Raw genomic sequence first — 23,585 nt, 5'->3', positions numbered from 1 at the left:
GCATATACAATTTTTAAAAATTAATACATTTATAAAATTTCGTGAATATAATAATAGTAATGGAAGAGGGGAGGAATGGTTTTGAAGAGGACCTATGTTTTAGATACCAATGTTATTCTATACTCACCAGGAGCGATTTTTACCTTTGGAGACAATGATGTAGTCATACCTGAAGTTGTACTTGAGGAACTAGATACTTTCAAAAAAGATAAAAATGATCTTGGAGCTAATGCTAGGCATGCAGCAAGAGTAATTGATAAGCTCAGAAGTGAGGGTAAACTGAGCAAAGGGGTAAAGCTTCCTGGGGGGGAAACCTAAGAGTTGAGATGAATCATTATGATACTAAAATCCCTCCATCCTGGGATAAAGGTAAGCCTGATAATAGAATAATACAGGTATGTAAAGGTCTCAAAGAACAGGGAGAAGATGTTTGTCTTATTACTAAGGACACTTTTGAAAGGATAAAAGCGGATACAGTCAATGTAGATGTAGAGGATTTTCATGAAAAATTCGTACCTGAACATGAAAGTCAATATACAGGGAGAATGGATGTTTACGCTACTTCAGAAAAAATATCAGAATTTTATCGAAATAAATCCATAGAGTCAAAGGATATATCATATTATTCAGAAGAAAGAAATGAATATTTAACTCCAGAACTTTATAAAAATCAATTCGTTATAATTCATGGACTTAATAATCCTAAGCAAACTGCCCTAGGCAGATTTGATGGTGAAAAAATTGTACAATTATATTATAAAGATAGTACACCTTTAGGTATAAGCGCAAGAAATGTAGGACAAAAATTTATGTTAGAGTCTTTAGCTATAGGTGCAGATAAAGCACCACTGGTAATAATAAAAGGACCGGCAGGAACAGCGAAAACTTTATTTTCTTTAGCTGTTGGACTGCATAAAATTATAGAAGAAGGAACAGATCAGTATAGGAGAGTACTTGTATGTAGGCCAAATGTAACTATGGATGAAGAGATAGGATTCTTGCCAGGAACTGAGCAGGAAAAAATATCGCCATTTATGAGACCTGTACTAGACAATCTAGAAATATTAATAGATTCAGACGAAAAAGAGCGATATAAAAATGAAAAAGAGTTATCTGATAAAATTAGAGAGTTATTTGACAGAAGAATTATAACTACAGAAGCTGTAGCCTATTTAAGAGGAAGATCTATAGTCAAGAACTGGGTGGTTATTGATGAGGCACAAAATTTAACACCAAAACAGGTTAAAGCTATTATTACTAGAGTAGGATTTGGTACAAAACTTATATTAATTGGAGATCCAGAGCAAATAGATCAACCATTTCTTGATTCTAGATCTAACGGTCTTTGTTATGCTTCCGAAAAAATGAAAGGGAGCCAATTATGTTATCAAGTTACCTTAAAATACGATGAATGTGAAAGATCTCCACTTGCATATGAAGCCTCCAAGAGATTATAATTGCATTATGCAAATAAACTTATTCGATATGTTTTTAATAAAAAACACTAGAGACGTAACGCCTTTGGTGTTTTTATTTGGATAAAAGTTTAATAAAGATTAAATTGTGGAGTAATTATATTAAGCCCATAAGGCTTATTGATGAACTTTTTATGTATTTATAATTATTTCTATTTAAAAAATATAGCATTTATTGTACAATATTGAGGGATGAGTTTGTAGAAAGGAAAGGTTTAACATATGAATAAAAGAAAAACCGAAGGCAAGAAAATAAGATCCTTTTGGAAAATAGTTTTAGGTTTTTTAATATTTGAGATTATATTTACTGGGGTAACTGCTCCACTTATAATATTTCATGGACCCTTTGACAATGTAAAAAGAACAATAGTAGGTGCTGCTATGACTACTCTGAGTCATCAGTATATTGCTAAAACTTTTTTATCTGATGAAGAAATAAATAATATTTTGAGTGAAAATACTGTAGAAGTAATTGAGCAGGACAGCAACCAACAAATAAAATTTAACAATAATCATGATAGTAGTATTGAAAGAGAAGAAATTAGTGATGGAAGAAAGTTCAAAGGATATATGTTGATTATACATGATCCTAGCAGAGTAAAAGTTGGATTAACCAAAAAGCTTGGTGTACAAGGAGAATTAACTAGCCAGATAGCTAAGGATAAAGGTGCAGTAGCAGCTATTAATGGTGGTGGTTTTACAGATAGTTCTTCAGGAGACAGTAAGTGGACGGGTACTGGAGGAAAGCCAGTTGGAATACTAATGACTGACGGAAAAGTAGTATATAATGATGTAACTGATGAAACTGCTAAGATTGAAGTAATGGCTATGACTAAAGAAGGAGTTCTTTTAGTTGGACAACATAGTTTAGAGGAGATGCAGGAACAAGGCGTCACGGAAGCTATTTCCTTTGGACCAGCATTAGTTGTAAATGGTAGAGGAACTATAAAATCAGGTGATGGCGGATGGGGAATAGCTCCTAGAACTGCTATAGGACAAAGAAAAGATGGAGCTATTCTGTTTTTAGTCATAGATGGAAGGCAAACAAGCAGTGTAGGTGCTACTTTAAAGGATGTTCAGACTATAATGCTTCAGTATGGAGCTATTAATGCTACAAATTTAGATGGTGGTTCATCTTCTACTATGTATTATGAAGGAGAAGTAATAAATAATCCTTGTGATCCCCTAGGAGAACGATCAGTACCATCTATTGTTTATGTAAAGCCTTAGACATCTTCAAAAAACAACTAGTCAATCTGCTAGTCTATTTTGCGTCATACTGCGTCGGCAGAACCCTTAGATAGAATCGGCTATTTGCTGAACCTGTCTCCTTGTCCGACACAAAATATCCGTCGCATCTTTGACTTGTTATTTTCTTTCAGATGTCTTAAAAGCACAGAAGATAATTATTTAGAGGATTTAAAGGGGAATGAGAAATGAAACTTTTTATGAGAATTTTTTTATGGATAATGATATCCCTTGCCGTACAGTTTGCTGGGCTTTTCTATGCGAATAATTATTTATTCACTTCTAATACATCTATACAAACTAAAAAAATAGTAAAAAGTGATGTAAAGAAACCGGATGCTGAAATAAAGGTTCCGGAAAATGCAAAGCATGTTAGCGTTTCTTATGATGCTAGGTATTTGGCTTATTATGATGAAGATATACTAAAAGTTGTTAATGTAAAAACTGGTGAAGAGAAAAATGTAGAGTTTGATGAAGGAGTAAAGGTATCCTTATATAAATGGCTTCCTGATAGAAATAGAATGCTTATAGCTGAAAAAGAAACTTCAAATCGCAGCTCCAACTTTAAATTAGCTTATTATGATGTGGATAAGTCTGTGAAGGAAGATATAAAAGAGTTAGACTGGGCAGACAAAAAGGCAGAGGTTGAAGACATACAGGCATCTCCTTTAACTAATATAATATACGTTAAAGTTGCTAATAGTGGGAAAAGAAGTAGTATTTATTGGATTAACATAATGAAAGAAATGAAAAAAGTTGATACTAAGGGTTCTTACATGATAGGTAAAATAAAGGTTGTCCCTCATGAGGATAATCTTTTATATGAAGATTTGACTTATCACAAAATATATGCAACAGGAAGTGATGAACCTATAACCATAGAGAGTATCAAGACTCCATCTTTATTAGGCGTAGATGATAACGATGTTGCATATATCGGAGATACAGAAAATGACTTAGTTTCTAAAATTTATTATGGAAATGTAAAAGATGAAGGAAGTAAGTTTCAAGTTGTGGATTTAAGGGGTTCTGTAAATAAAAGCGATATATTTATAAATGAACAAGGCAAGATTTATGTGAATGATAATCTTAAAGGAATTGTAAGAGAGTTTGGCAGCGGAAAAGAGTACACTTATCAAGGAACTTTTGTACAGATATATAGTGGTGGTATTATATCTATAAGTGATGGAAAAATGGTGAAAACTCAACTAAATTAATTGAAAGGATTGGTGATAAAGTCTATCACCAATCCTTTCTAAGTATTCTAATCTTAAAGTAAAGTTAATACAGATCTAGTCTAAGTATATTGATTGAGAATTAAAGTAACTTCTGTTATAATTGAGATACTTTTAATTTGAAAATGTTAGCAAAGAGAAGGGATGATTTTATTTGAATAATTGGTTATTGGGAAAAATTCTTGTAATACCGGCTATACTAATAGGGCTTACTTTTCATGAATATGCCCATGCAATAGTAGCTGATAAACTTGGTGATAAAACACCAAAGTTTCAAGGAAGGCTTACGTTAAATCCATTTGTCCATATAGATCTTTTAGGTTTTATAATGATAATGATAATAGGATTTGGGTGGGCAAAGCCAGTAGAAACTAATCCTAGTGCTTTCAAAAATAGATACAAGGATGATTTAAAGGTATCAATTGCAGGACCAATTGCGAATCTAATAGTAGCCTTTTTAGGTGCTATACTTATGGCACTTTTGGCTAGGTTTGGATTGACAGCCTTAAGTGGAATGCCTACGCTTTATGCCATACTTGCAAGTATATTGTCAGCTATAATCAGTATAAATTGTATGCTTTTTATATTTAACTTGCTTCCGATGCCAGGACTTGATGGATTTCACGTTCTAAGAGATTTATTTCCATCAGCATATTATAAAATATCGGAGGCTGTATACAGATACCAACTTATTATACTTCTTCTTTTTATAGCAACTCCATTAGCAAGTTATATAGTGGGAATTCCATCTAGCTTTTTATATAGTATGTTTATGGGGATGGCCAATTTTATAATTTAGTCAAAAGAGGGTAGTTAGCTTGTGAGTTAACTACCATTTTAATTTGCACCTGACTAACTTGGCGTAAGTCTCCCACTTCTTAAAGTGGGAGACTTACGCCAAGTAAGCCATGCATTCGCAGCTCTAAAATTCAGATGGGGTAAAAGAATCCCCATCTGAATTAAGATCTTGCTTCAATAGTTTTTCTTTAATTAAACAATTCCATGCTTATACAATTGACAATATTAATAGAAGAATGCATAATTATTTTGTAGAAAATATGCTAATGATTTAAATTTAACTTAGTAAATTAGGAGGAAACTGATGAGATTAAGAAAAAAGTGGTGGGCTAGACCTGAAATGGAAGCGAGTTCTTTAACAATAGTAAAACCACAGGAACATAAAGGAAAGTGGCATGAGGAATTTAAAAATGACAATGATATATATTTGGAATTAGGTTGTGGAAGAGGTAAATTTATATCTACCCATGCACAGCAAAATCCAGGCATAAATTATATAGGTGTAGATCTTAAGGATGAAGTAATAATATATGCATTGAAAAAGTTGATTGAAGCTGAATTGGAAAATGCAAGAGTTATTCCTATGAATATAGCTGGTATTAGTGAAGTATTTGATAAGGATGAGATTAGTAGAATATACATAAACTTTTGTAATCCATGGCCTAAAGAGAGACATAATAAAAGAAGACTTACTCATACAAAATTTTTGACAGAGTACAAAAAATTTATAAAACCTGGCTGTGAAATATGGTTTAAGACAGATAACGTGGAGTTGTTTGAAGATTCACAGACTTATTTTAAAGAGAACGGTTTTAGTATAGAGTACTTAAGTTATGATTTACATAATAGCGATTTCCAAGGAAATGTTGTCACAGAATACGAAGAGAAGTTCACTTCACTTGGTATGAAGACAATGTTTTTATTAGCAAAGTTGTTGTAGACCACAAATAAGGTTATGAAATATATGAATTTTTTTATTGAGTTATTTATTAGAAGTTTTATTGAAACATTTTATTTACTAGGTGTTATTATATTAATAGGACTGCTTCTTGGTATGCTAAGATCATATTCAATAAGAAATTTACAAAGAAGTTTTGGCAGTAAAGCAGTAATGGTTACCGGAACTATAGGTGTTCCTATCCATGAATTGAGTCATGCCATCTTTGCTTTATTATTCGGTCATAGGATTGCCAAAATAAAATTACTTCAAAAACCAGATGGAAATGGAGTAATGGGATATGTACAACATAGCTATAATCAGCATAGTATTTATCAACAGATAGGAAATTTCTTTATAGGCGTGGCACCAATATTTGGAGGAGTTATTTCTATAATTACGTTAATGCGTTTTATAATACCTCAAGCTTATGATAGATTTATTAGTATACTAACAAGAAGTTTGCAGATTACGGAGTTGAATAAGGCTACAATTCAAGGAATAATTAATTCTTATGAGGGGTTAATAAAAAGTATATTTTCATTCAGTAATTTTGGAAATCCATACTTTTACTTATTTTTATTTATGGCAATATGTATATCTTCTCATATATCTTTAAGTTCTGCAGATATAAAAGGAGCATCTAGAGGGTTAGGGATAATATTTTTAATAATATTATTGTTAAATATATCCGGTTTATCAAAATATGTATTAGCTTTTAACATAATGACATATAACATTTTAATTACAGGTTTTTTAATTGTAGCAGTAATTCTTTCAGTAATAACTTTTTTGGTAAGCTTAATTTTATTAACTATAAGCAAGTTTAGTTCTTAAGATTATTAATATAGGAAAACAATCCCTATCTCGAGAATAAATCGAGATGGGGATTGTTTTATTATAAAATAAGTTGAATATGTGGAATAATTTGTAAAGGTATCATAATTGTGTTAAAATGTTATTGTATAAAAATTGGGAATTGAAGAGTTGGGGGTTATATTATGTTTAGAGAAAAAATCAATGAATTTATCAAAGTTATTTCTGAAACTGAGGATTCCAAATGTTTAGATATGATGGAGGAATTGATAGAGTCTGCTTCTGATTATATGAGAAGGGTAAATGTATTAGAGATTGGAGTTATGGTTGGAAAGTATAGTAAAGAAGGTGATGAATATAGAGAATATATTCAAAAACTTGATAAACAGAGAAGCAGTGCACATAATTCTTTAATATTAAATGTTAAAGTTATAAATAGACTTTGTAGAAATCATGATCTTCCATTAATATACGAGGGAAATGAAGACGATAGAGTAGAAGTAAGTGAATTTGCTCAAAAAGTTGTAGATGAATTATTTAGTACAAGAAGGTTGTAGAAAGTAATGTAATATGGTTGAAATAACGGCATAGATTTGATTTTAGTAAATCTATGCCGTTATTTCGGTATACTCCACTTAATGTAATTATCCGCATGTTTAAATTTTTTAGATGGTGATTTTTCGGTGATTATTTTCAATCAATAAAGTTCGAATTCTATCCTTTATGTATTGATTTTGATAAACAGCATCTGAGTTAAATTTACATTTATTTATTATTGATATAAAAGTTATACTTTTGTTAGCTTTTAATAAGCTGTTAACTGCTCTGTCTATTTTTTTATTTATAATATTTATTTCTTTATAGTATACCATTCTTTGCAGTATGTAATTTCTGAGTTCAGGATACTGCCTTACAACAAAGCGAGTTACTCCTGCCTTTTCAGCAACAATGGCAAATACTAATCTTTCATTTTTAGAAATTATATGTTCAATAGTATTATTAATATCAATTTTATATTCCTCTATATCCTTATAGTATGTATCTATATTATTTAAACAGTTTTCCACTTCTAATCCCCTCATTCGACAGCATTTATCCGATGACTACCCGCTCTAATACTCCCTCTTATCAAAGAGGGAGTAAAGGACGGCTACGTCCCTGGATTCGTTCAACTAAGAATCAGATGGGGGTTAAATGCCTAAATGGCATTTAACGGGCAAAGCCCCGGGTCGTAGACGAAACCCCACCTGATTCAAGTTTCCACTTCATAATTTAATCATATAGCATTATCGATATATTGTAAATCCATTTATTTTCAATTTTAGACAATTTTTGTCTAAGAATACTATACTAATGAATTGTAAAATAAAACTTAATATGATATATTAAGTTAAAATTGATGATGCTAATTTTATGTGAATTTAAAAGGAGTGACACTATGAATAATTTTACATTTAGAAATGCAACTAAAATTATATTTGGTAAAGATACTGAGAACCTTGTTGGCAATGAGGTTAAGCAGTATGCTGATAAAATTCTTCTTTGTTATGGTGGAGGAAGTATAAAAAAAAGTGGTCTTTATGATAGAGTTGTAAAGTCGTTAACTGAAAATGGTATTGGTTTTGTAGAGCTTTCGGGAGTTAGACCTAATCCAAGATTAAGTCTCGTTCGAGAAGGTATAAAGCTATGCTGTGATAATGGTATAAAGTTTATTTTAGCTGTTGGTGGCGGTAGCGCTGCTGATACAGCCAAAGCAATTGCTGTAGGAGTGCCTTATGATGGAGATGTATGGGATTTTAACGAAGGAAAGGCCGTTGTTAAAGAGGCATTGCCTATTGGAGTTGTCTTAACTATACCTGCAACGGGTACAGAAGCTAGTGATAGTGCTGTTATAACAAATGAGGATGGATGGTATAAGAAGGGATTACATTCAGAATTTATTAGACCTCAATTTTCTATTTTAAATCCAGTATTAACATATACGTTACCACATTACCAAACTGCTAGCGGCGCAGCAGATATTATGGCACATATAATGGAGAGATATTTCACTAATGTTGATCATGTAGATCTTACAGATAGATTATGTGAAGCAGCATTAAAGACAATAATAAATAACCTTCCAGTAGTTTTAGAACAACCGGAAAACTATGATGCAAGGGCAGAAATCATGTGGACAGGAACTATAGCTCACAATGATTTACTAAGCACAGGGAGAATAGGAGATTGGGCATCACATAAAATAGAACATGAGTTAAGTGCTATATATGATATAGCTCATGGTGCAGGATTATCCATTGTTTTTCCAGCATGGATGAAATATGTATATAAACATAATATTAATAAATTTGTACAATTTGCAGTAAGAGTGTGGGATGTTGATTTATCTTTTGAATCATCTGAAGTAATAGCCTTAGAAGGAATTAACAGAATGATAGAATTCTTTAGAAAGGCAGGCCTTCCTGTAACTTTAGAAGAAGCAAATATTTCTAGAGATAGATTTGAAGAGATGGCAGATAAATGTACAGCTTCAGATACTAAAACTATTGGAGGTCTTGTAAAACTAGATAAGAAAGATATTATAAACATATATGAATTAGCAAAATAGATTGAATTTTAGCTATGATACTATAGGGTTTTTCGCTAAAAAACTATAGTACCATAGCTTTATTTATCCGATGGCTACCTGCTCTAATACTTCCTCTTCTCAAAGAGTGAGTAAAGAGCGGCTACGCCCCTGGATTCGTTCAACTAAGAATCAGATGGGGATTGAAACCTCATCTGATTCAAGTTTCACTTCATCTTCACTGAAATTTCTTTAATCTATACTCATGCAAATTTATAATTAGAACTTTAATAATCGCATAAATAGGAACTATACAAAAGGCACTGATAGGTCCTCCTAAGGCGATTGCGCCAATAACTAAGAATATATCTGTTAAAGGGTGAATTTTCATTGAGCTTGCCATAATTGCAGGGACGACAACTCTACCTTTTAGAGTTTGAACTATAGCAAATGTAATTGCTAATTTTATTATCATAGAAACCCCCATGCTTAGAGCTATAGCAGTAGGAAAAATCATTGATATAAAAAAGCCTATAAAAGGTATAAAAGCCAAAACAAAAGTAATTGATGATAATAATAAGGCATTAGGAATTCCTATTATTTTGTATCCTATAAATATCATAACTGATAAGGCAAGGGCTACTTTAGCTTGACCGTTAACATATGAACTTAAAGCAGTATTGCTTTCAGAAAGTATTTTGGATAAGATTTCCTTATACTTATATGAAAGCAGGGATAAAACACTAATCTTAAATTTGTGACCATCTTTAAATAAGTAGAATAATATTACAAGTATTAAAAAAACTTTAGAGAATGTATCCATTATATAATTAATAAAAGATAAAAAATCACTTTCAATATTTTGTATGTAGTTCTGAGCAATATTAGTTAATCTCTTATATAAGCTGTTATATAGAAGACTAATATTTATGTATTTATCTATTTTTGAGGCAATTCCATTCAGTGAATTGTTGTTTATCATAATATTACTAAATTGTTTTGTTAACTCATTAAATTGTTGTATCATGTAACTCCAAAAATATGACAATACACCTGAAATAATAAAAGTAGTTATGGTTAAGGTTAGTAATGCAGAAATTCCAGGTTTTAAACCTTTTTTTATAAAAATATCATTTAAAGGCTTTCCTATATAATATAAAAATAATGATATTAGAAAAGGAATTAAAAAAGATTTAGACAATATTTTTATCAATTTATGAATGTAAAACATTTTACCAAAAAGTATTATAGCAAGGAAGCTTAAATTAATAATTACTAGATTTTTTATTGATTTACTAACAAGTATAAAAATCATCTCCTTAAACTTTTAATTAAGTGTTTACAATAAACTTTTTTGCAAACCTTACAGGCATATAAGATGACTTTGCGTGTCTTAAACCTTCAAGGCCAAGGTCTTGTTCTCGATTTATATAAGGAACATCTTTATAGCAGGTTTCCACGAAGGTTTTATTTATAAAGTTAGATAGCCCTCTAATATCAGTATCAGCCTTTTCTATATGGATTATAGCCATGCTCTCATTTACCTTCTCTCCTATGGTAAAAGCTGAAATTTTATCATTTACATATACCACCATGCCTGTGAAATCTAGGTTTGAGCTATTTTTAAGCATTTCTTCTATGGATTTTAGCTCATAAAGCAAGTAGCCCTTACATATATTTTTATGGCACCATTCTCGAGCTGCCCTTATACAAGGCTGGATTAGCTCAGAGGTTATTGGAGCAGTTTCATATTGATAGTTTTTTATAAAATAATTATAATGATTTTTCTTTTTATGAAGTTTTTTACCAGATAAAGTTGCAAGTGCATTGCTTTCATATATATAATCAAAGTTATCTCTATCTTCTTCTATAGTAAAATTAGTATCGCTATAAGTATCTAATATATCTTTAATAAACATCTCTTCTGCATCCTTAAAAAGATATTTTATCTCTAATTGTTTTTTCTGTGCAATTAAAAAATCTGTGAGTTCTTTTAAGTTTTCTTTTTTATAACCAATAGGCTGCATAAAATGAAAATTTCCGTTAAAGTCCATTTTCATAACAATCATTACATCATTATAAAGAGCATATTGTATATCTAAGGCTTTTCTCCATATAAAAAGGTTTGTAAAGGAATACTCACAAGTTTCATAAACATATGGCTTTAAATATTTATCAAACATATCTTTATCTTTAATAGTTAAAGGTTTAAACTCAAGCATATTGGGAACATCCTTTCTCCGAATAATATATACTAAATAGTATTTATAAAAAAACATAATAAATACATTTTAATATAACTTGGCTAATGTTAAATGTTGGTTAAGCATTGGTTAAAACATACAATATTTAATATCAAATAGGGAATATGATGTTACAATGTTTATTGAAACTAGAAGTAATATCCTATCTTAGGGGGAGCAGATATGAAGAAAATTTTAAACACTTTTTTAGTAAAAGATTATTTCAAAAGGATTACAAATTGTATAAAAAAAGAAAATAGATTAAGCTTTCTAAAAAGTATAAATTTGAATTTTATAAATAGTGTAGGAATAAAAATAATGCTTCAGATAACATTACTATTAATAGTTGTATGTGGGGTTTTGGGGGCTGTCTCTTACATTAATTCTTATAAAGCTTTAGAAGATACCATTAGTTCATCTCTTCAATCTAGAGCAATGGAGGCATCTAAGCTTATAAACTCAACCTTAGAACAAGACATAAAAGCAATGAATGAAATAGCTGCAAGACCTGAAATTCAGTCTATGGAAACTCAAACCCAAATGCCAGTACTTATATCACAGGGTAAAAGTTTAGGATATGAAAGCTTAAATATTGTAGAATTAAATGGAATAATACATTTGCCTAGCGGTGCAAAGTCACAAATAGACCTTTCAAGCGAAACTGAGGATGTTAAATATTTAAGAAAAGCTTTATTGGGAATACCATCTATATCTGATCCTATAACTAACGTAGATGGACAGCAAATTATAGCTATTGCAGTGCCTATAAAGGATAAGGATGATGAAGTTATAGGGGTCCTGCTTTCTAATATGTCTATGGCAAAGCTCAATGAGATAGTTCAGAGAACAAAGGTAGGTAATGACGGGTTTTGCTTTATAATAAGAAAGGATGGGACAAAGGTTGCCCATAAGGATTTGAAATTAGTTTTAAATAAAGATAATACTTTTAAAAATGTGGAGAAAGATTCATCTATTAAACCATTAGCAGATTTGGAGAGTAAAATGGTTAAAGGAGAAGTTGGATCAGGATACTATACACAAAGCAACATAGAAATGTTTATGTCCTATGCACCTGTGCCAAATATGAATTGGTATTTAGCTTTAACTATACCTAAAAGTGAGATATTTAGTGCAGCAAATAGTCTTAAATATGAAGCAGCAGTTATTACTATAATATTTATTTTAGTAGGCATGGTTGTAGCATTTGCAATATCTAAATCCATAAAAAATCCATTACTTGAAATTAAGAAATATGCACAAAGGCTTTCAGAATGTAACTTATCTCACAGAATTGAAATTAAAAGAAAAGATGAGTTTGGGCAAACTGCTGCTGCTTTAAATTCTGCAATTGATAGTGTGGAAAAAATAATTTATTATGTAAAAGAAGAAAGTAAAAATACACTTAGTTCGACAAATGATATAAATAATATGCTAATAGATGTACATAAAAGAGTTCAAAGCGTTTCTGAAACATCAGAAGAAATTTCTTCAAGTATGCAGGAATCTTCGGCGACTATACAAGAAGTAACTTCGCAATCTATGATTGTTAGAGAGGAAATAAACAATACAGTTGAAGAAGCAAACCAAGGACTTGAACTTGCAAATAAGATAAAAGATAAAGCTGCTTTAATAAAAGAAGAAACGGAAGAATCTAGATTGAGAATAAAAGAGGCTTATTCAATGTCTAGAAGTAAGGTTAATAAGGCGTTACAAGATGCTAAAGTAGTTAAAAAGATTTCTATTATTGCAGAAAATATAAGGGATATAGCAAAGAAAACAAAGATTTTATCTTTGAATGCTACTATAGAAGCGGCTAAAGCAGGAGAGCAGGGAAGAGGCTTCTCAGTAGTGGCTAAGGAAGTTAGGAATTTGGCAGAACAGTCAGCTTTGGCTGTTACAGATATACAAAATAATATTAAAGGTGTTTTTGCAGCGGTGGGAGAACTTGCAGATTCAGCAGAATTTATACTGAAGGTTATGGAGAATGAAGTTATTAAGGATTATGAAAAAGTTATAAAAATAAGCGAAGATTACAAAGGCGATGGGGAAATTTTTCAACAAGTTATTCAAAGATTTTCAGAGCTATCTACAAAAATATATATGTCCGTAGAAGATATATCAGAGAATATGAGGACTCTGAGTTCATCTGTAAGTAGTTGCACTGAGGCTTCCATAGATATTTCAGGTAACATAGGTGAGATAAGTGAAGAAAATGAACGTATAACAGGTAAGTCTGCTGAGAATGCAGAAGGTGCGGATACTTTGATAATGCTTGTAAGTGAATTTAAAATAAGAGAACAGGATACAGAATATTTAGAGGGAAATTGTGCAACTGAGCAATTAGCCACCGAATAAATTAATATAATAGTTTAAAAGTAAAACTCTACTTAAGTTAAGCAAATTCGTACAAATAACTTGGGTAGAGTTTCTATGTTTTGTAAAGATATGTTGTGGTTTAGCATAAAAAGTAATAAAATATTAAGTGAAACTTAAATTGGGTTGATAAGGAGTGATTACATTTAGATGAAAAGTTTAAGTGGAAAGGTAGCAGTGATTACGGGAGCCTCAAGAGGAATAGGAAGAAGTATTGCAATAGAATTAGCTAAGGCTGGTGCTAGCATAATTGTAAATTATAAAAACAATGAAGAAGCGGCAAAAAATACTTTGGAAATTATAAAGTCATTAGATAGCTTTGGAATCTTAGTTAAAGGTGACGTTAGTATTTATGATGAGGCAAAGTTTCTTATAGACAAGGCTATAGAAAAATTTGGTAAAATTGATATATTAGTTAATAATGCTGGAATATCTAAAATAGGACTATTTATTGATATGAATGAGAAGGAATGGGATAACATAATTGATATAAATCTAAAAGGAGTGATAAATGGTTCTCATAATGCTCTTAAATATATGGTTTCACAAAAAAGTGGAACTATAATCAATATATCTTCTATGTGGGGAAATGTAGGTGCATCCTGTGAGGCTGTATATTCAGCTACAAAAGGTGCAGTGAACTTGTTTACAAAAGCATTAGCAAAAGAAATGGCACCTGCAAACATAAGAATTAATGCTGTGGCACCAGGGGTTATAGATACAGAAATGAATAATTGTTTGAGTGTTGATGAGAAGAAGGAACTGGAAGAGGAAATACCTATAGGCAGATTTGGAGAGGGAGAAGATATAGGTAAAACAGTTGTTTTCTTAGCTAGTGAAGCTTCAAAATACATAACAGGCCAAGTAATCACAGTAGACGGTGGTATGATTTAATTGAATATATGTTTATAAGCTGTTAATGTAAGTATTAGTAAGTTTTATAGGAAAAAATTATATAAATGTGATATAATGATAATTTATAACAAATATGAAGGGGGTAAACTATGGTTTTTAATACGGTAAGAAAAAGAATCAATGTTGGATTTATTTCAATAACTCTTTTGTGTATTTTATCGATAACGGCATTATCAATATATCAGATGATACAAGTAGGTCGAAATCAAATGGCAGGTGATGGTGCAACCATTATATCAGCAATAAGTCTAGATTTAAGTGATTTTACTATAGAGAAGGATTTAGATAAAATAACTAAAGAACTTAAAGATATAAAGAAAAATGGCAAAGGAATATCATATGCTTCCGTAATAGACAATAGTTGCAAGATAATAGCTCATGATGATGACAGTATGTTAGGTAAAAGTTCAGACAGAAGCAAGTTTGCTAAAGTTCTTGATGAAGGTCAAATAGATGGATTTATGTTTGTAAGACCTACAGGTGAGAATGTTTATAATGTATCTGCTCCTATTAAGGAAAATGGCAGAATAGTAGGAGCTGTTTCTGTTGGATTGTCATTAGATACTATGAAAGAAATTACCGAAAAAGGCTATAAATTATTAATTATTATATCATTATTAATCCTCGTGCTATCTATAACTATAGGATCAATAATATCAGTTAATATTTCAAAACCGTTAAAAGCTATACAACATAAAATGGAGAATCTTGCTAGTGGAGATTTTACTGTAAACTTTCATGCTAAATCCACTGACGAGATAGGACAACTTATGACTACATTGGGTTTTGTAGTAGAACAAGTGCGAGAAATTATGGCAAAGATAAGGGGGTCAGTAGAAAATTTAGATAGAATGTCTTCAAATCTTTCAGCTTCTAGCGAGGAAGTATCAGCATCAAGTGAAGAAGTTACAAGTTCGATAGCAGAAGTAAGTAATTCTACCACAAATCAGAGTGAACATATAGAAAATATGACGGATTCACTAGAACATTTTGCAAAATCTCTAGACATAATAGATGATAAGCTCAGAAATGTATCTAAAAGAACTGAAAAAATCAAGGACTCTGCAGATAATGGATCCTTAGAATTAGAGCAGCTTACAAAATCAATAGATGAAATAAGAAGAGAATTTGTAGATACAGAAAAAAGAATCACTTCTCTAAATGAAAATGTAAGTAAGATATCAGAAATAACAGATGTAATTAATGCTGTAGCGGAGCAAACAAATCTTCTTGCCTTGAATGCAGCTATTGAAGCAGCACGAGCAGGTGAATCAGGAAGAGGTTTTTCAGTTGTAGCAGAAGAAATAAGAAAGCTTGCGGAACAAGTTCTGGAATCTTCAAAAAGTATAAATAATATTATTGATACTGTTACCAGTAATACAGAAGATGTTTCTAAGATGACAAAAGAAGTATCAAATAAGATGCAAAACCAGATAAAATCTGTTAATGGTACAGTGGAATCCTTTAGAGATATATTAGCTCAAATAGAGGCTATATTGCCACAGGTTGATAATGTTTATGAAGCACTTGGTAACTCTGTAGAAGAAAAAAATAGAATTTTAGAGAAATCAAGATTAATAGCACAATCATCAGAAACTATAGCAACTTCTTCACAAGAAATAGCTGCAGCTATTGAAGAGCAAAGTTCAGCTACCCAGGAGCTATCTGCTTCTGCTGAAGAACTTAAAAATACAGCAGATATTTTAGCAGAGGGCCTACATAAATTTAAACTGTGAAGTAAAAGTACATTAGGGTGTATTTTATCTATAGCCTAATGTGCTTTTTTATGCATAAAATGGGAAAAACAATTATGACAAATAGGCTAGTTTTTTTTTCAAATTTGTTTTATTATAATGACATGATTATTTGATAAGTAATGTGTTTTAGGAAAGGATGTTAGCGTTATGTTAAATTCGTTGATTTTTGGTCTAGTAACATTAGGTTTTGGGTTAATACCAAAAATAGTAAGACCAAAGAAGATTAATTCTTGGTATGGTTATCGCACAGATATGTCAATGAAAAATGAAGATACATGGTATGAGGGAAATAGACATTCTACAAATCAGTATATAATCGCTGGAATCATATTATTAATATTAGGTAAAATAGGATATACTTTTTTAACTTTTAAAGGTTATTTAGTCCCATTAATAGGTTTTATTCCAGTATTATATTTTACTGTATTTCAAACAGAAAATCATTTAAAAAAGGTTTTTGACAGTAATGGAATGAGAAGAATTGGATAAATATTTTAGTTTCTTATTGGTTAAACTTCTTAATAGATATATTAAGGAGGAGATATAATGGCAAGAATTAATTGTTCCGTTACAAATTGTTCACATAATAACGAAAGAATATGTTACGCTAATGTTATAAATGTTGGGGGAAAAAGTGCAAGAAAAGATAGTCAGACTTCTTGTGGTTCTTTTTTAGATTCTACACTCTATAGTGATCTCACAAATAATGTTAATCAACAGGGTAGTGATTGTAGAGCGATTACATGTAATGTAGGTACTTGTACTTATAACGCGGATAATATTTGTCATGCTGACTCTATACAGGTTAGTGGTGAAAATGTAAATATCTATACAGAAGCTAATTGTATAACTTTTAGAAATGAATAATTTAATTATAAAAAGGGTTCCTTAAAGATTAATATAAGGAACCCTTAATAATTTACATATGAAAGTATCTGTCTAAAAGACCTTTGAAGGCTCTTCCGTGTCTTGCCTCATCTTTACACATTTCATGTACTGTATCGTGAACAGCATCAAGATTTTTTTGTTTCGCAAGGGTTGCAAGTTTTTTCTTTCCTTCGCAAGCCCCATACTCTGCCTCAACTCGTGCCTTTAAGTTTTCTTTAGTATTAGGTTTTACCAATTCTCCTAAGAGTTCTGCAAACTTAGCTGCATGTTCAGCTTCCTCAAAAGCTATTCTCTTATAAGCTTCAGCAACCTCAGGAAAACCTTCCCTATCTGCCTGTCTTGACATGGCAAGGTACATGCCAACTTCTGTACATTCACCCATAAAGTTTGCTCTTAAATCTGCTACCACTTCAGCATCAACATCGTTTGCGACACCGATTCTATGTTCATCTGCCCATGCAAGACCATCCTCTAATTCTTTAAATTTACTTGCGTCAGCTTTACAAATAGGACATTGTTCTGGCGGTTGTTCTCCTTCGTGAATATAACCGCATACTGTACAAACAAATTTTTTCATACTATAATCCTCCTACAAAATATACTTTTCTTCTGTAGTATTTTTCTCTTTTGTAGTTTTTAATCAAAAATTATAATAATTTTATAAAATAAAATTATTATAATTTTCTACTTCATAACTATAGTTTTACATAGTCTGAATGAACATATCCGATTTCAGAACCAAATTTAACCTTATACCAACGGCCGTTATTTCCTAAAATTTCAACTTTGCTTCCATAGGAAAGGGTTGAAAGTACTCGGCCAGTCCAGGGTGAATTTCTTAAATTTAATGTAGAAGATGTATCGCTAAGAACTACAGTACCAACTTTACCTTCAGATACAGAGGTGTTTTGAGGGGGAGTAATATTCTCAGTGCTGGTCTTTGTAGCTTCATAGTTATTTATATATGCAGAAAGAACGTAGCCTACGATACCGTTTGTGTTTATTTTATACCAGCTTCCATCAGAACCTAAAATTTCTATCTTAGTACCATTACTTAAAGTTGTTAGCACTTGGCCACCAGGATTACTCCTTAAGTTTAAATAAGAAGATTTATCATGTAAACTTATAATCCCAGATTTCGAAGCAGATGTGGTAGCTGTACTTAGTGTTTGTGCAGGAGGAGTACTTACACTTGCACTTTTCACACTTATGTATTTTGAACTTACATATCCATAGGAGGAATTGTACTGAATTTTATACCAATCACCAAATTTACCAACTATATTGACAGATGCACCTTTTTTCAGAGAACCTATAACACTGGAAGAGGTATTTCCAGATCTTCTAACATTAAGTGAAGAACTAGAGGTTGAAATATTCACATATCCAGTATCGATTATCTTTTCAGCAACAGAAGATGTTTGTCCACTATTATTTGGTGATTTTGAATTATCGGTCTCAGAATTTTTATCAGTAATATAAATATATCCTTTTAAATATAGATTTCCTCTATTCTTTATTTCTTCAGTGGAAACTGCTTTAATTTTACCATCATAAGCTCCCCTGACACTAAAATTTCCCTCATTAAAATAAATAGTATTTCCTTCTACATTCTCAACAAAACCTACATGGCCATAACCGTAATTTCCACCACCCCATACAACTATAGAATTAGGTTTTGGGTCTGAACCATAGTCGTATGTTTTATCTTTTGCATTAGCATACCACCAATCTACTGCATTTCCATAAAACTCTGTAGGAAGTGAAATCCCCATTTTCTCAAGCACTCTTCCATATGTGAACCAAGTACACTGACCTTTGTATCCATATTTAGTGAAGATATTTTCATCGCTGTTATAAGCGCTGCTTTGCGGATTTGGTGATAATCCAGAGGCATGTACATTATTATGCAATAAGCATTTACTATTCATGATAGCTGCAGATATAAAGAAAGCAAAAACTAATTTTTTAGATTTATTCATGCGAGTAACCTCCTAGGATATATGTGTAAATTAAATTAAAATTTATATTAAAGTTTATATTATTCCAAACTCATTATCGTAATTATTTTTAAAAAGTTAATAGATACTTTAGAATATTTTACTTAAATATATAATATACTTATATATTACCACAAATTTCAGAAGATTTGGAAGTAAACTGGCAAAATTCTTTTTAAATTAAAACTTCTATTAACATTTTATATTGAAAAATAAAATAAGCTTATATAAAATGTTAATTAAAACATCTAGTTATGGTTAACTTGATGTAGATGGTTAATATTAAGTTTAAGTTCACCTGATTTCTTATTTTAGAAAAGAGCTGATTTTGTGGAAAATAATAAAATTAAGATATCCGTAAGAAATTTAGTAGAGTTTGTTTTAAAAAGTGGAGATCTGGATAGCAGATTTACAGGAACCAGTAGAGCGATGGAAGGTACAAAGGCTCATCAAAAGATTCAAAAGGAGTATAAAAATAAATTTTCTAAGGAAAAGCAAATTCCCTTAGAAGAATTTGAAGCAAATAAGAAGATTGAGTATATGGCGGAGGTAATCTTAAAATATGATATAGAATATAAGAATTTTCATTTTATAATAGAAGGTCGTGCAGATGGAATTATAGTAGAAGGCTTGGATATTACTATAGATGAGATAAAGAGTTTAACAAAGCCTTTAGAACTTGTAGATGAAGAGTATAATTATCTGCACTGGGCACAGGCCAAATGTTATGGATATATTTATGCAATTCAAAATAATTTAGAGGATATAAACGTCCAAATAACATATTATAATATAAATAGTGAAGAAACTAAAAGCTTAAGAAAAAACTTTAATGTGAAGGAATTAGAGATATTTTTCTTTAGTTTATTAGATGGATATTACTTTTGGGCAAGCTTTATGAAGGATTGGAAAATCAAAAGAAATTTTTCGATAAAAAAGATGTCATTTCCATTTAAGTGTTATAGAAAAGGCCAAAGAGAGTTAGCTGTAGCAGTTTATGGAACAATAAAAGAGGGAAGAAAAATTTTTGCTCAAGCTTCTACTGGTATAGGTAAAACTATGTCAACATTATTCCCATCCATTAAGGCTATGGGAGAAGGGTTTGTTTCTAAAATATTTTATCTAACTGCTAAAACAATAACTAGAAATGTAGCAGAGGATGCAATAATCAAAATGGCTTCCGGTGGTTTGAGTTTAAAAGTAGTAATTTTGACAGCTAAAGATAAGATATGTTTCAAGGAAAAAACATCCTGTAATCCTGAAGATTGTGAATTTGCTAAAGGTCATTTTGACAGAGTAAATAATGCTATAAGCGAAATTTTAAACAAAGAGAATATTATAAACAGAGAAGTTGTAGTAAAATATTCAAAGCAATTTAGTATATGCCCTTTTGAATTTTCGCTAGATCTAGCTTTATGGGCTGATTGTATTATATGTGATTATAATTATGTATTTGATCCACGAGTATATTTAAGAAGGTTTTTTGATAACGAAGAAGAATACACTTTTCTTATTGATGAAGCACACAACTTAGTAGATAGAGCTAGGGAAATGTTTTCTGCAGAACTTGATAAACAGCCCTTCTTAGAGGTGAAGAAGATAATGAAGAGCAAGGAGCCTAAAATTGCTAAGGCTCTCGATAAAATAAACTCCTGTATGATAAAGTTTAGAAAGCTATGTGAAGAGCAAGAACATAATGTATATATTCAAAAAAGTCAGATGGAAGAGGTATATCCCCTTTTAAGAAGGCTTATATCTGAATCGGAAGAATGGCTTACTAAAAATAATAAGTTAGAGGGGTATGAACAGCTGTTGGAAATCTATTTTAATTCCTTAGCTTTTATTAGAATATCTGAACTGTACGATGACAGATTTATAACTTATGTAGAGAAACAGGGTAGTAATGTAAGAATAAAGATATTCTGCTTAGATCCATCCTATCTCTTAAATGAAAGTATGAAAAGAGGTAAATCTGTAGTTTTATTTTCTGCTACATTATCTCCTATAGGTTATTTTAAAGAAATATTAGGTGGATCAGATAGTGATTATATAATAAGGTTGCCTTCTCCTTTTTCATTAGAAAAAAGAAAGCTTTTAATTGCAGATAGAGTTTCTACAAAATACAAAGATAGAGAAAGTAGTTTAACATCTATTATAGAATACATAGCGGCTATGATTAGTGCTAAGAAAGGAAATTATATAGTATTTTTACCTTCTTATAGTTATATGACGAAAATTTATGAAAAATTTTGTGAAGAATATCCGTTAATTAATACTATGATACAAGAAAGTAATATGATAGAAGAAAATAGAGAAAAATACTTATTTAATTTTAAAGAAGATAATAAAGAAACTTTAGTAGCCTTTGCTGTACTTGGTGGTATGTTTTCAGAAGGTATAGATTTAAAAGGTGATAGATTAATTGGTGCGATAATCGTAGGTGTAGGTCTTCCACAGCTTTGTTTAGAAAGAGATATAATTAAGGATTACTTTAAAGAGAAGAATAATTTTGGGTATGAATATGCTTATATGTATCCAGGTATGAATAAGGTGTTGCAAGCAGCAGGAAGAGTTATTAGAACGGAAGATGATAGAGGTAGTATTCTTTTAATTGATGAAAGATTTGGGAATTCAGCCTATAAAATGATTTTTCCAAAAGAGTGGTATTCAAATATAACTGTTAGAAGTGTTAAAGATATACAAAATAATCTCGCTGAGTTTTGGAGAAAATAAGTTTACTATAGGTATTTTCTAAAAGTACAGATAAGTAAAAAATTATAAAAGAAGGTGAAAGCTTTAATGGAAAATTTAAAAGAATTATTTAAAGAATTTGATAGACATTTAATGTCGGACAAAGAGCCTTCAGAGTATTTTAATAGCTTAATAGAAACTGGAATATTTGAAAATACCTATCCTTTAACAATGTTAGGGGATTTAATAAAAACACCTCAATCCCCAGTGTATCATCCAGAAGGAAGTGTTTGGAATCATACAATGATGGTGGTTGATGAGGCAGCTAAAAGAAAAGATAACAGTGAAAATCCAAAAGCATTTATGTGGGCAGCACTTTTGCATGATATAGGAAAAGGACCAACAACTAAATTAAAGAAAGGCAGAATAACTTCCTATGACCATGATAAAGTAGGGAAAAATCTTTCAGTACAGTTTTTAAATGAATTTGATTGTGATGAAGAATTTATAAAAAAGGTATCAATTATAGTAAGATGGCATATGCATACTTTATTTGTAGCAAAAAAATTACCTTTTGCAGATATACCAGGGATGTTAAAAGAAATAAATGCTCAAGAAATAGCCCTATTTTCATTATGTGATAGACTGGGGAGAGGAAACATTACTCCACAGAAAATTAAAGATGTGGAAGACAATATAGAGGCTTTTATCCGCAAGTGTGAAGAATATGAAACAATTGTAGTGTGAAGTGAAACTTGAATCAGATGAGGTTTCAAACCCATATGATTCTTAGTTGAACGAATCCAGGGACGTAGCCGCTCTTTACTGCAAGTTAAGCAGAGAGCCCAAATCTATGATTTGGTGCGAATAGCTTACTCCTCTGACGTAGGAAGAGGAGTTGTATATAAAGCATAGGAGTATTAGAGCGGCTAGTCATCGGGTGAAGTGAAACTAAAGAGATATTGCAAAATATTAAGCAATATCTCTTTTTTGCATATCTATAATGATTTAATAAAAAATATTGAATTTTAGTAATAATGTAATCTGAATAATCATATGGTAAAATATGTATAATAACCAACAAAATGGTAAGTGTTTCAAATATACTAAATTGTTTAGGAGATGTTATTATGGAAAGGTTAAAATCATTTATAGAAGATATTTTTATGGTATTAATAATACTTTTTATAGTCTGCTTAGCAGGGCTTGTAGATATGAAGGCGGGAGAATCTCCGAAGGCTTCGCCAATCATTAAGGAAATGAGTCAATCGTTGGAGAAGGATCAAAAGTATATTGAAGATATGGGTAATAAAGTGGCTAAAGAAAGTAAAGAGATTGATAGTTGCAAAAAACAAATGGAAGTGATAAAAGCTAGTGGTAATTCTGAGGAATGGAATTACAGTGTAATAAATTATAATAATAAATTAGTCAAGTATAGAAAAGATATGGATGAATATAATGCAAAGCTAGAGGAATATAATAAAAAGTATAATCAATATAAATTACTTGGACAGAAAAATGAAAATATAATAGAATGGGTTAAATCAGTGTTCGGTGTTTAAGAATATTACTATAGAATAAAATTTATCTTAGACAACTGCATATTAACGTAATTAAGTGACATAGATAAAATATTTAATGAG

At 30.8% G+C, this 23,585-nt stretch carries 20 protein-coding genes and 1 pseudogene; 16 read left to right on the top strand and 5 right to left on the bottom strand.

Annotated elements, in window-relative coordinates; translation table 11 throughout:
* Positions 1–81: 81 nt before the first annotated feature.
* The 7 genes and pseudogenes from CLMAG_RS17680 to CLMAG_RS17650 all read left to right on the top strand — a co-directional run bounded on the left by CLMAG_RS17680 (position 82) and on the right by CLMAG_RS17650 (position 7,066).
* Positions 82–1,457: pseudogene (locus CLMAG_RS17680) on the top strand (PhoH family protein).
* Between the two features lie 240 nt (positions 1,458–1,697).
* Positions 1,698–2,705 (top strand): phosphodiester glycosidase family protein, encoded by a 1,008-nt coding sequence (locus tag CLMAG_RS17675; RefSeq protein WP_066625595.1) that lies wholly within the window; start codon positions 1,698–1,700, stop codon positions 2,703–2,705.
* A gap of 206 nt (positions 2,706–2,911) precedes the next feature.
* Positions 2,912–3,940 carry a hypothetical protein gene (locus tag CLMAG_RS17670; RefSeq protein ID WP_066625593.1) on the top strand — a complete coding sequence of 343 codons (1,029 nt, stop codon included), beginning with the start codon at positions 2,912–2,914 and terminating at the stop codon, positions 3,938–3,940.
* A gap of 172 nt (positions 3,941–4,112) precedes the next feature.
* Positions 4,113–4,757, top strand: a complete 645-nt coding sequence (locus CLMAG_RS17665) for a site-2 protease family protein (RefSeq protein WP_066625591.1) — start codon at positions 4,113–4,115, stop codon at positions 4,755–4,757.
* Between the two features lie 303 nt (positions 4,758–5,060).
* Entirely contained in the window at positions 5,061–5,696 is a 636-nt protein-coding gene (gene trmB / locus CLMAG_RS17660) for a tRNA (guanosine(46)-N7)-methyltransferase TrmB (protein WP_066625585.1), read from the top strand.
* A 24-nt stretch (positions 5,697–5,720) separates the two neighbouring features.
* A complete protein-coding gene (locus CLMAG_RS17655) occupies positions 5,721–6,530 on the top strand; it encodes a hypothetical protein (RefSeq protein WP_066625583.1) in 810 nt (269 codons plus the stop codon).
* Between the two features lie 164 nt (positions 6,531–6,694).
* Positions 6,695–7,066 (top strand): DUF3232 domain-containing protein, encoded by a 372-nt coding sequence (locus CLMAG_RS17650; RefSeq protein WP_066625581.1) that lies wholly within the window; start codon positions 6,695–6,697, stop codon positions 7,064–7,066.
* A gap of 108 nt (positions 7,067–7,174) precedes the next feature.
* Here CLMAG_RS17650 and CLMAG_RS17645 read toward each other — a convergent pair whose 3' ends face one another.
* A complete protein-coding gene (locus tag CLMAG_RS17645; RefSeq protein ID WP_066625578.1) occupies positions 7,175–7,576 on the bottom strand; it encodes a hypothetical protein in 402 nt (133 codons plus the stop codon).
* Positions 7,577–7,947: 371 nt separating this feature from the next.
* On the opposite strand from CLMAG_RS17645, the gene CLMAG_RS17640 reads away from it, so the two are divergent.
* Positions 7,948–9,117, top strand: coding sequence for an iron-containing alcohol dehydrogenase (locus tag CLMAG_RS17640; RefSeq protein WP_066625571.1), 1,170 nt, complete (start codon positions 7,948–7,950; stop codon positions 9,115–9,117).
* A gap of 196 nt (positions 9,118–9,313) precedes the next feature.
* Here the strand turns inward: CLMAG_RS17640 and CLMAG_RS17635 are convergent, their stop codons facing one another.
* Both CLMAG_RS17635 and CLMAG_RS17630 read right to left on the bottom strand, forming a co-directional pair.
* Entirely contained in the window at positions 9,314–10,390 is a 1,077-nt protein-coding gene (locus CLMAG_RS17635) for an AI-2E family transporter (protein WP_066625568.1), read from the bottom strand.
* 16 nt (positions 10,391–10,406) lie between these two features.
* Positions 10,407–11,297, bottom strand: a complete 891-nt coding sequence (locus CLMAG_RS17630; protein ID WP_066625565.1) for a DUF2156 domain-containing protein — start codon at positions 11,295–11,297, stop codon at positions 10,407–10,409.
* A gap of 204 nt (positions 11,298–11,501) precedes the next feature.
* On the opposite strand from CLMAG_RS17630, the gene CLMAG_RS17625 reads away from it, so the two are divergent.
* The 5 genes from CLMAG_RS17625 (at position 11,502) to CLMAG_RS17605 (ending at position 17,230) form a co-directional block, all read left to right on the top strand.
* A complete protein-coding gene (locus CLMAG_RS17625) occupies positions 11,502–13,673 on the top strand; it encodes a methyl-accepting chemotaxis protein (protein WP_082831988.1) in 2,172 nt (723 codons plus the stop codon).
* A gap of 168 nt (positions 13,674–13,841) precedes the next feature.
* Positions 13,842–14,585 carry an elongation factor P 5-aminopentanone reductase gene (gene ymfI, locus CLMAG_RS17620; protein WP_066625563.1) on the top strand — a complete coding sequence of 248 codons (744 nt, stop codon included), beginning with the start codon at positions 13,842–13,844 and terminating at the stop codon, positions 14,583–14,585.
* Positions 14,586–14,695: 110 nt separating this feature from the next.
* Entirely contained in the window at positions 14,696–16,342 is a 1,647-nt protein-coding gene (locus CLMAG_RS17615; RefSeq protein WP_066625561.1) for a methyl-accepting chemotaxis protein, read from the top strand.
* 168 nt (positions 16,343–16,510) lie between these two features.
* The gene (locus tag CLMAG_RS17610; protein WP_066625559.1) at positions 16,511–16,852 is read left to right on the top strand and encodes an SdpI family protein; all 342 of its coding nucleotides are present in this window, start codon (positions 16,511–16,513) and stop codon (positions 16,850–16,852) included.
* Between the two features lie 57 nt (positions 16,853–16,909).
* Positions 16,910–17,230, top strand: a complete 321-nt coding sequence (locus CLMAG_RS17605) for a DUF1540 domain-containing protein (RefSeq protein ID WP_066625557.1) — start codon at positions 16,910–16,912, stop codon at positions 17,228–17,230.
* Positions 17,231–17,282: 52 nt separating this feature from the next.
* On the opposite strand, the gene CLMAG_RS17600 is transcribed toward CLMAG_RS17605, so the two are convergent.
* Both CLMAG_RS17600 and CLMAG_RS17595 read right to left on the bottom strand, forming a co-directional pair.
* Positions 17,283–17,828: an NADH peroxidase gene (locus tag CLMAG_RS17600; RefSeq protein ID WP_066625555.1), complete on the bottom strand. Its 546-nt coding sequence runs from the start codon at positions 17,826–17,828 to the stop codon at positions 17,283–17,285.
* 118 nt (positions 17,829–17,946) lie between these two features.
* The gene (locus CLMAG_RS17595) at positions 17,947–19,233 is read right to left on the bottom strand and encodes an SH3 domain-containing protein (RefSeq protein WP_066625553.1); all 1,287 of its coding nucleotides are present in this window, start codon (positions 19,231–19,233) and stop codon (positions 17,947–17,949) included.
* Between the two features lie 348 nt (positions 19,234–19,581).
* On the opposite strand from CLMAG_RS17595, the gene CLMAG_RS17590 reads away from it, so the two are divergent.
* From CLMAG_RS17590 to CLMAG_RS17580, 3 genes are all read left to right on the top strand, one after another.
* Positions 19,582–21,984, top strand: coding sequence for an ATP-dependent DNA helicase (locus tag CLMAG_RS17590; RefSeq protein ID WP_066625550.1), 2,403 nt, complete (start codon positions 19,582–19,584; stop codon positions 21,982–21,984).
* Between the two features lie 66 nt (positions 21,985–22,050).
* On the top strand, positions 22,051–22,689 hold the full coding sequence (locus CLMAG_RS17585) for an HD domain-containing protein (protein ID WP_066625548.1): 639 nt from the start codon (positions 22,051–22,053) through the stop codon (positions 22,687–22,689).
* A 383-nt stretch (positions 22,690–23,072) separates the two neighbouring features.
* Entirely contained in the window at positions 23,073–23,504 is a 432-nt protein-coding gene (locus CLMAG_RS17580; RefSeq protein WP_066625546.1) for a hypothetical protein, read from the top strand.
* Positions 23,505–23,585: the final 81 nt, after the last annotated feature.

It is taken from the genome of Clostridium magnum DSM 2767 (genome assembly GCF_001623875.1).
Lineage (GTDB): Bacteria > Bacillota > Clostridia > Clostridiales > Clostridiaceae > Clostridium_AM > Clostridium_AM magnum.
Note: the sequence above shows the minus strand (reverse complement) of the source record. Positions and strands in the feature narration are given on the sequence as shown.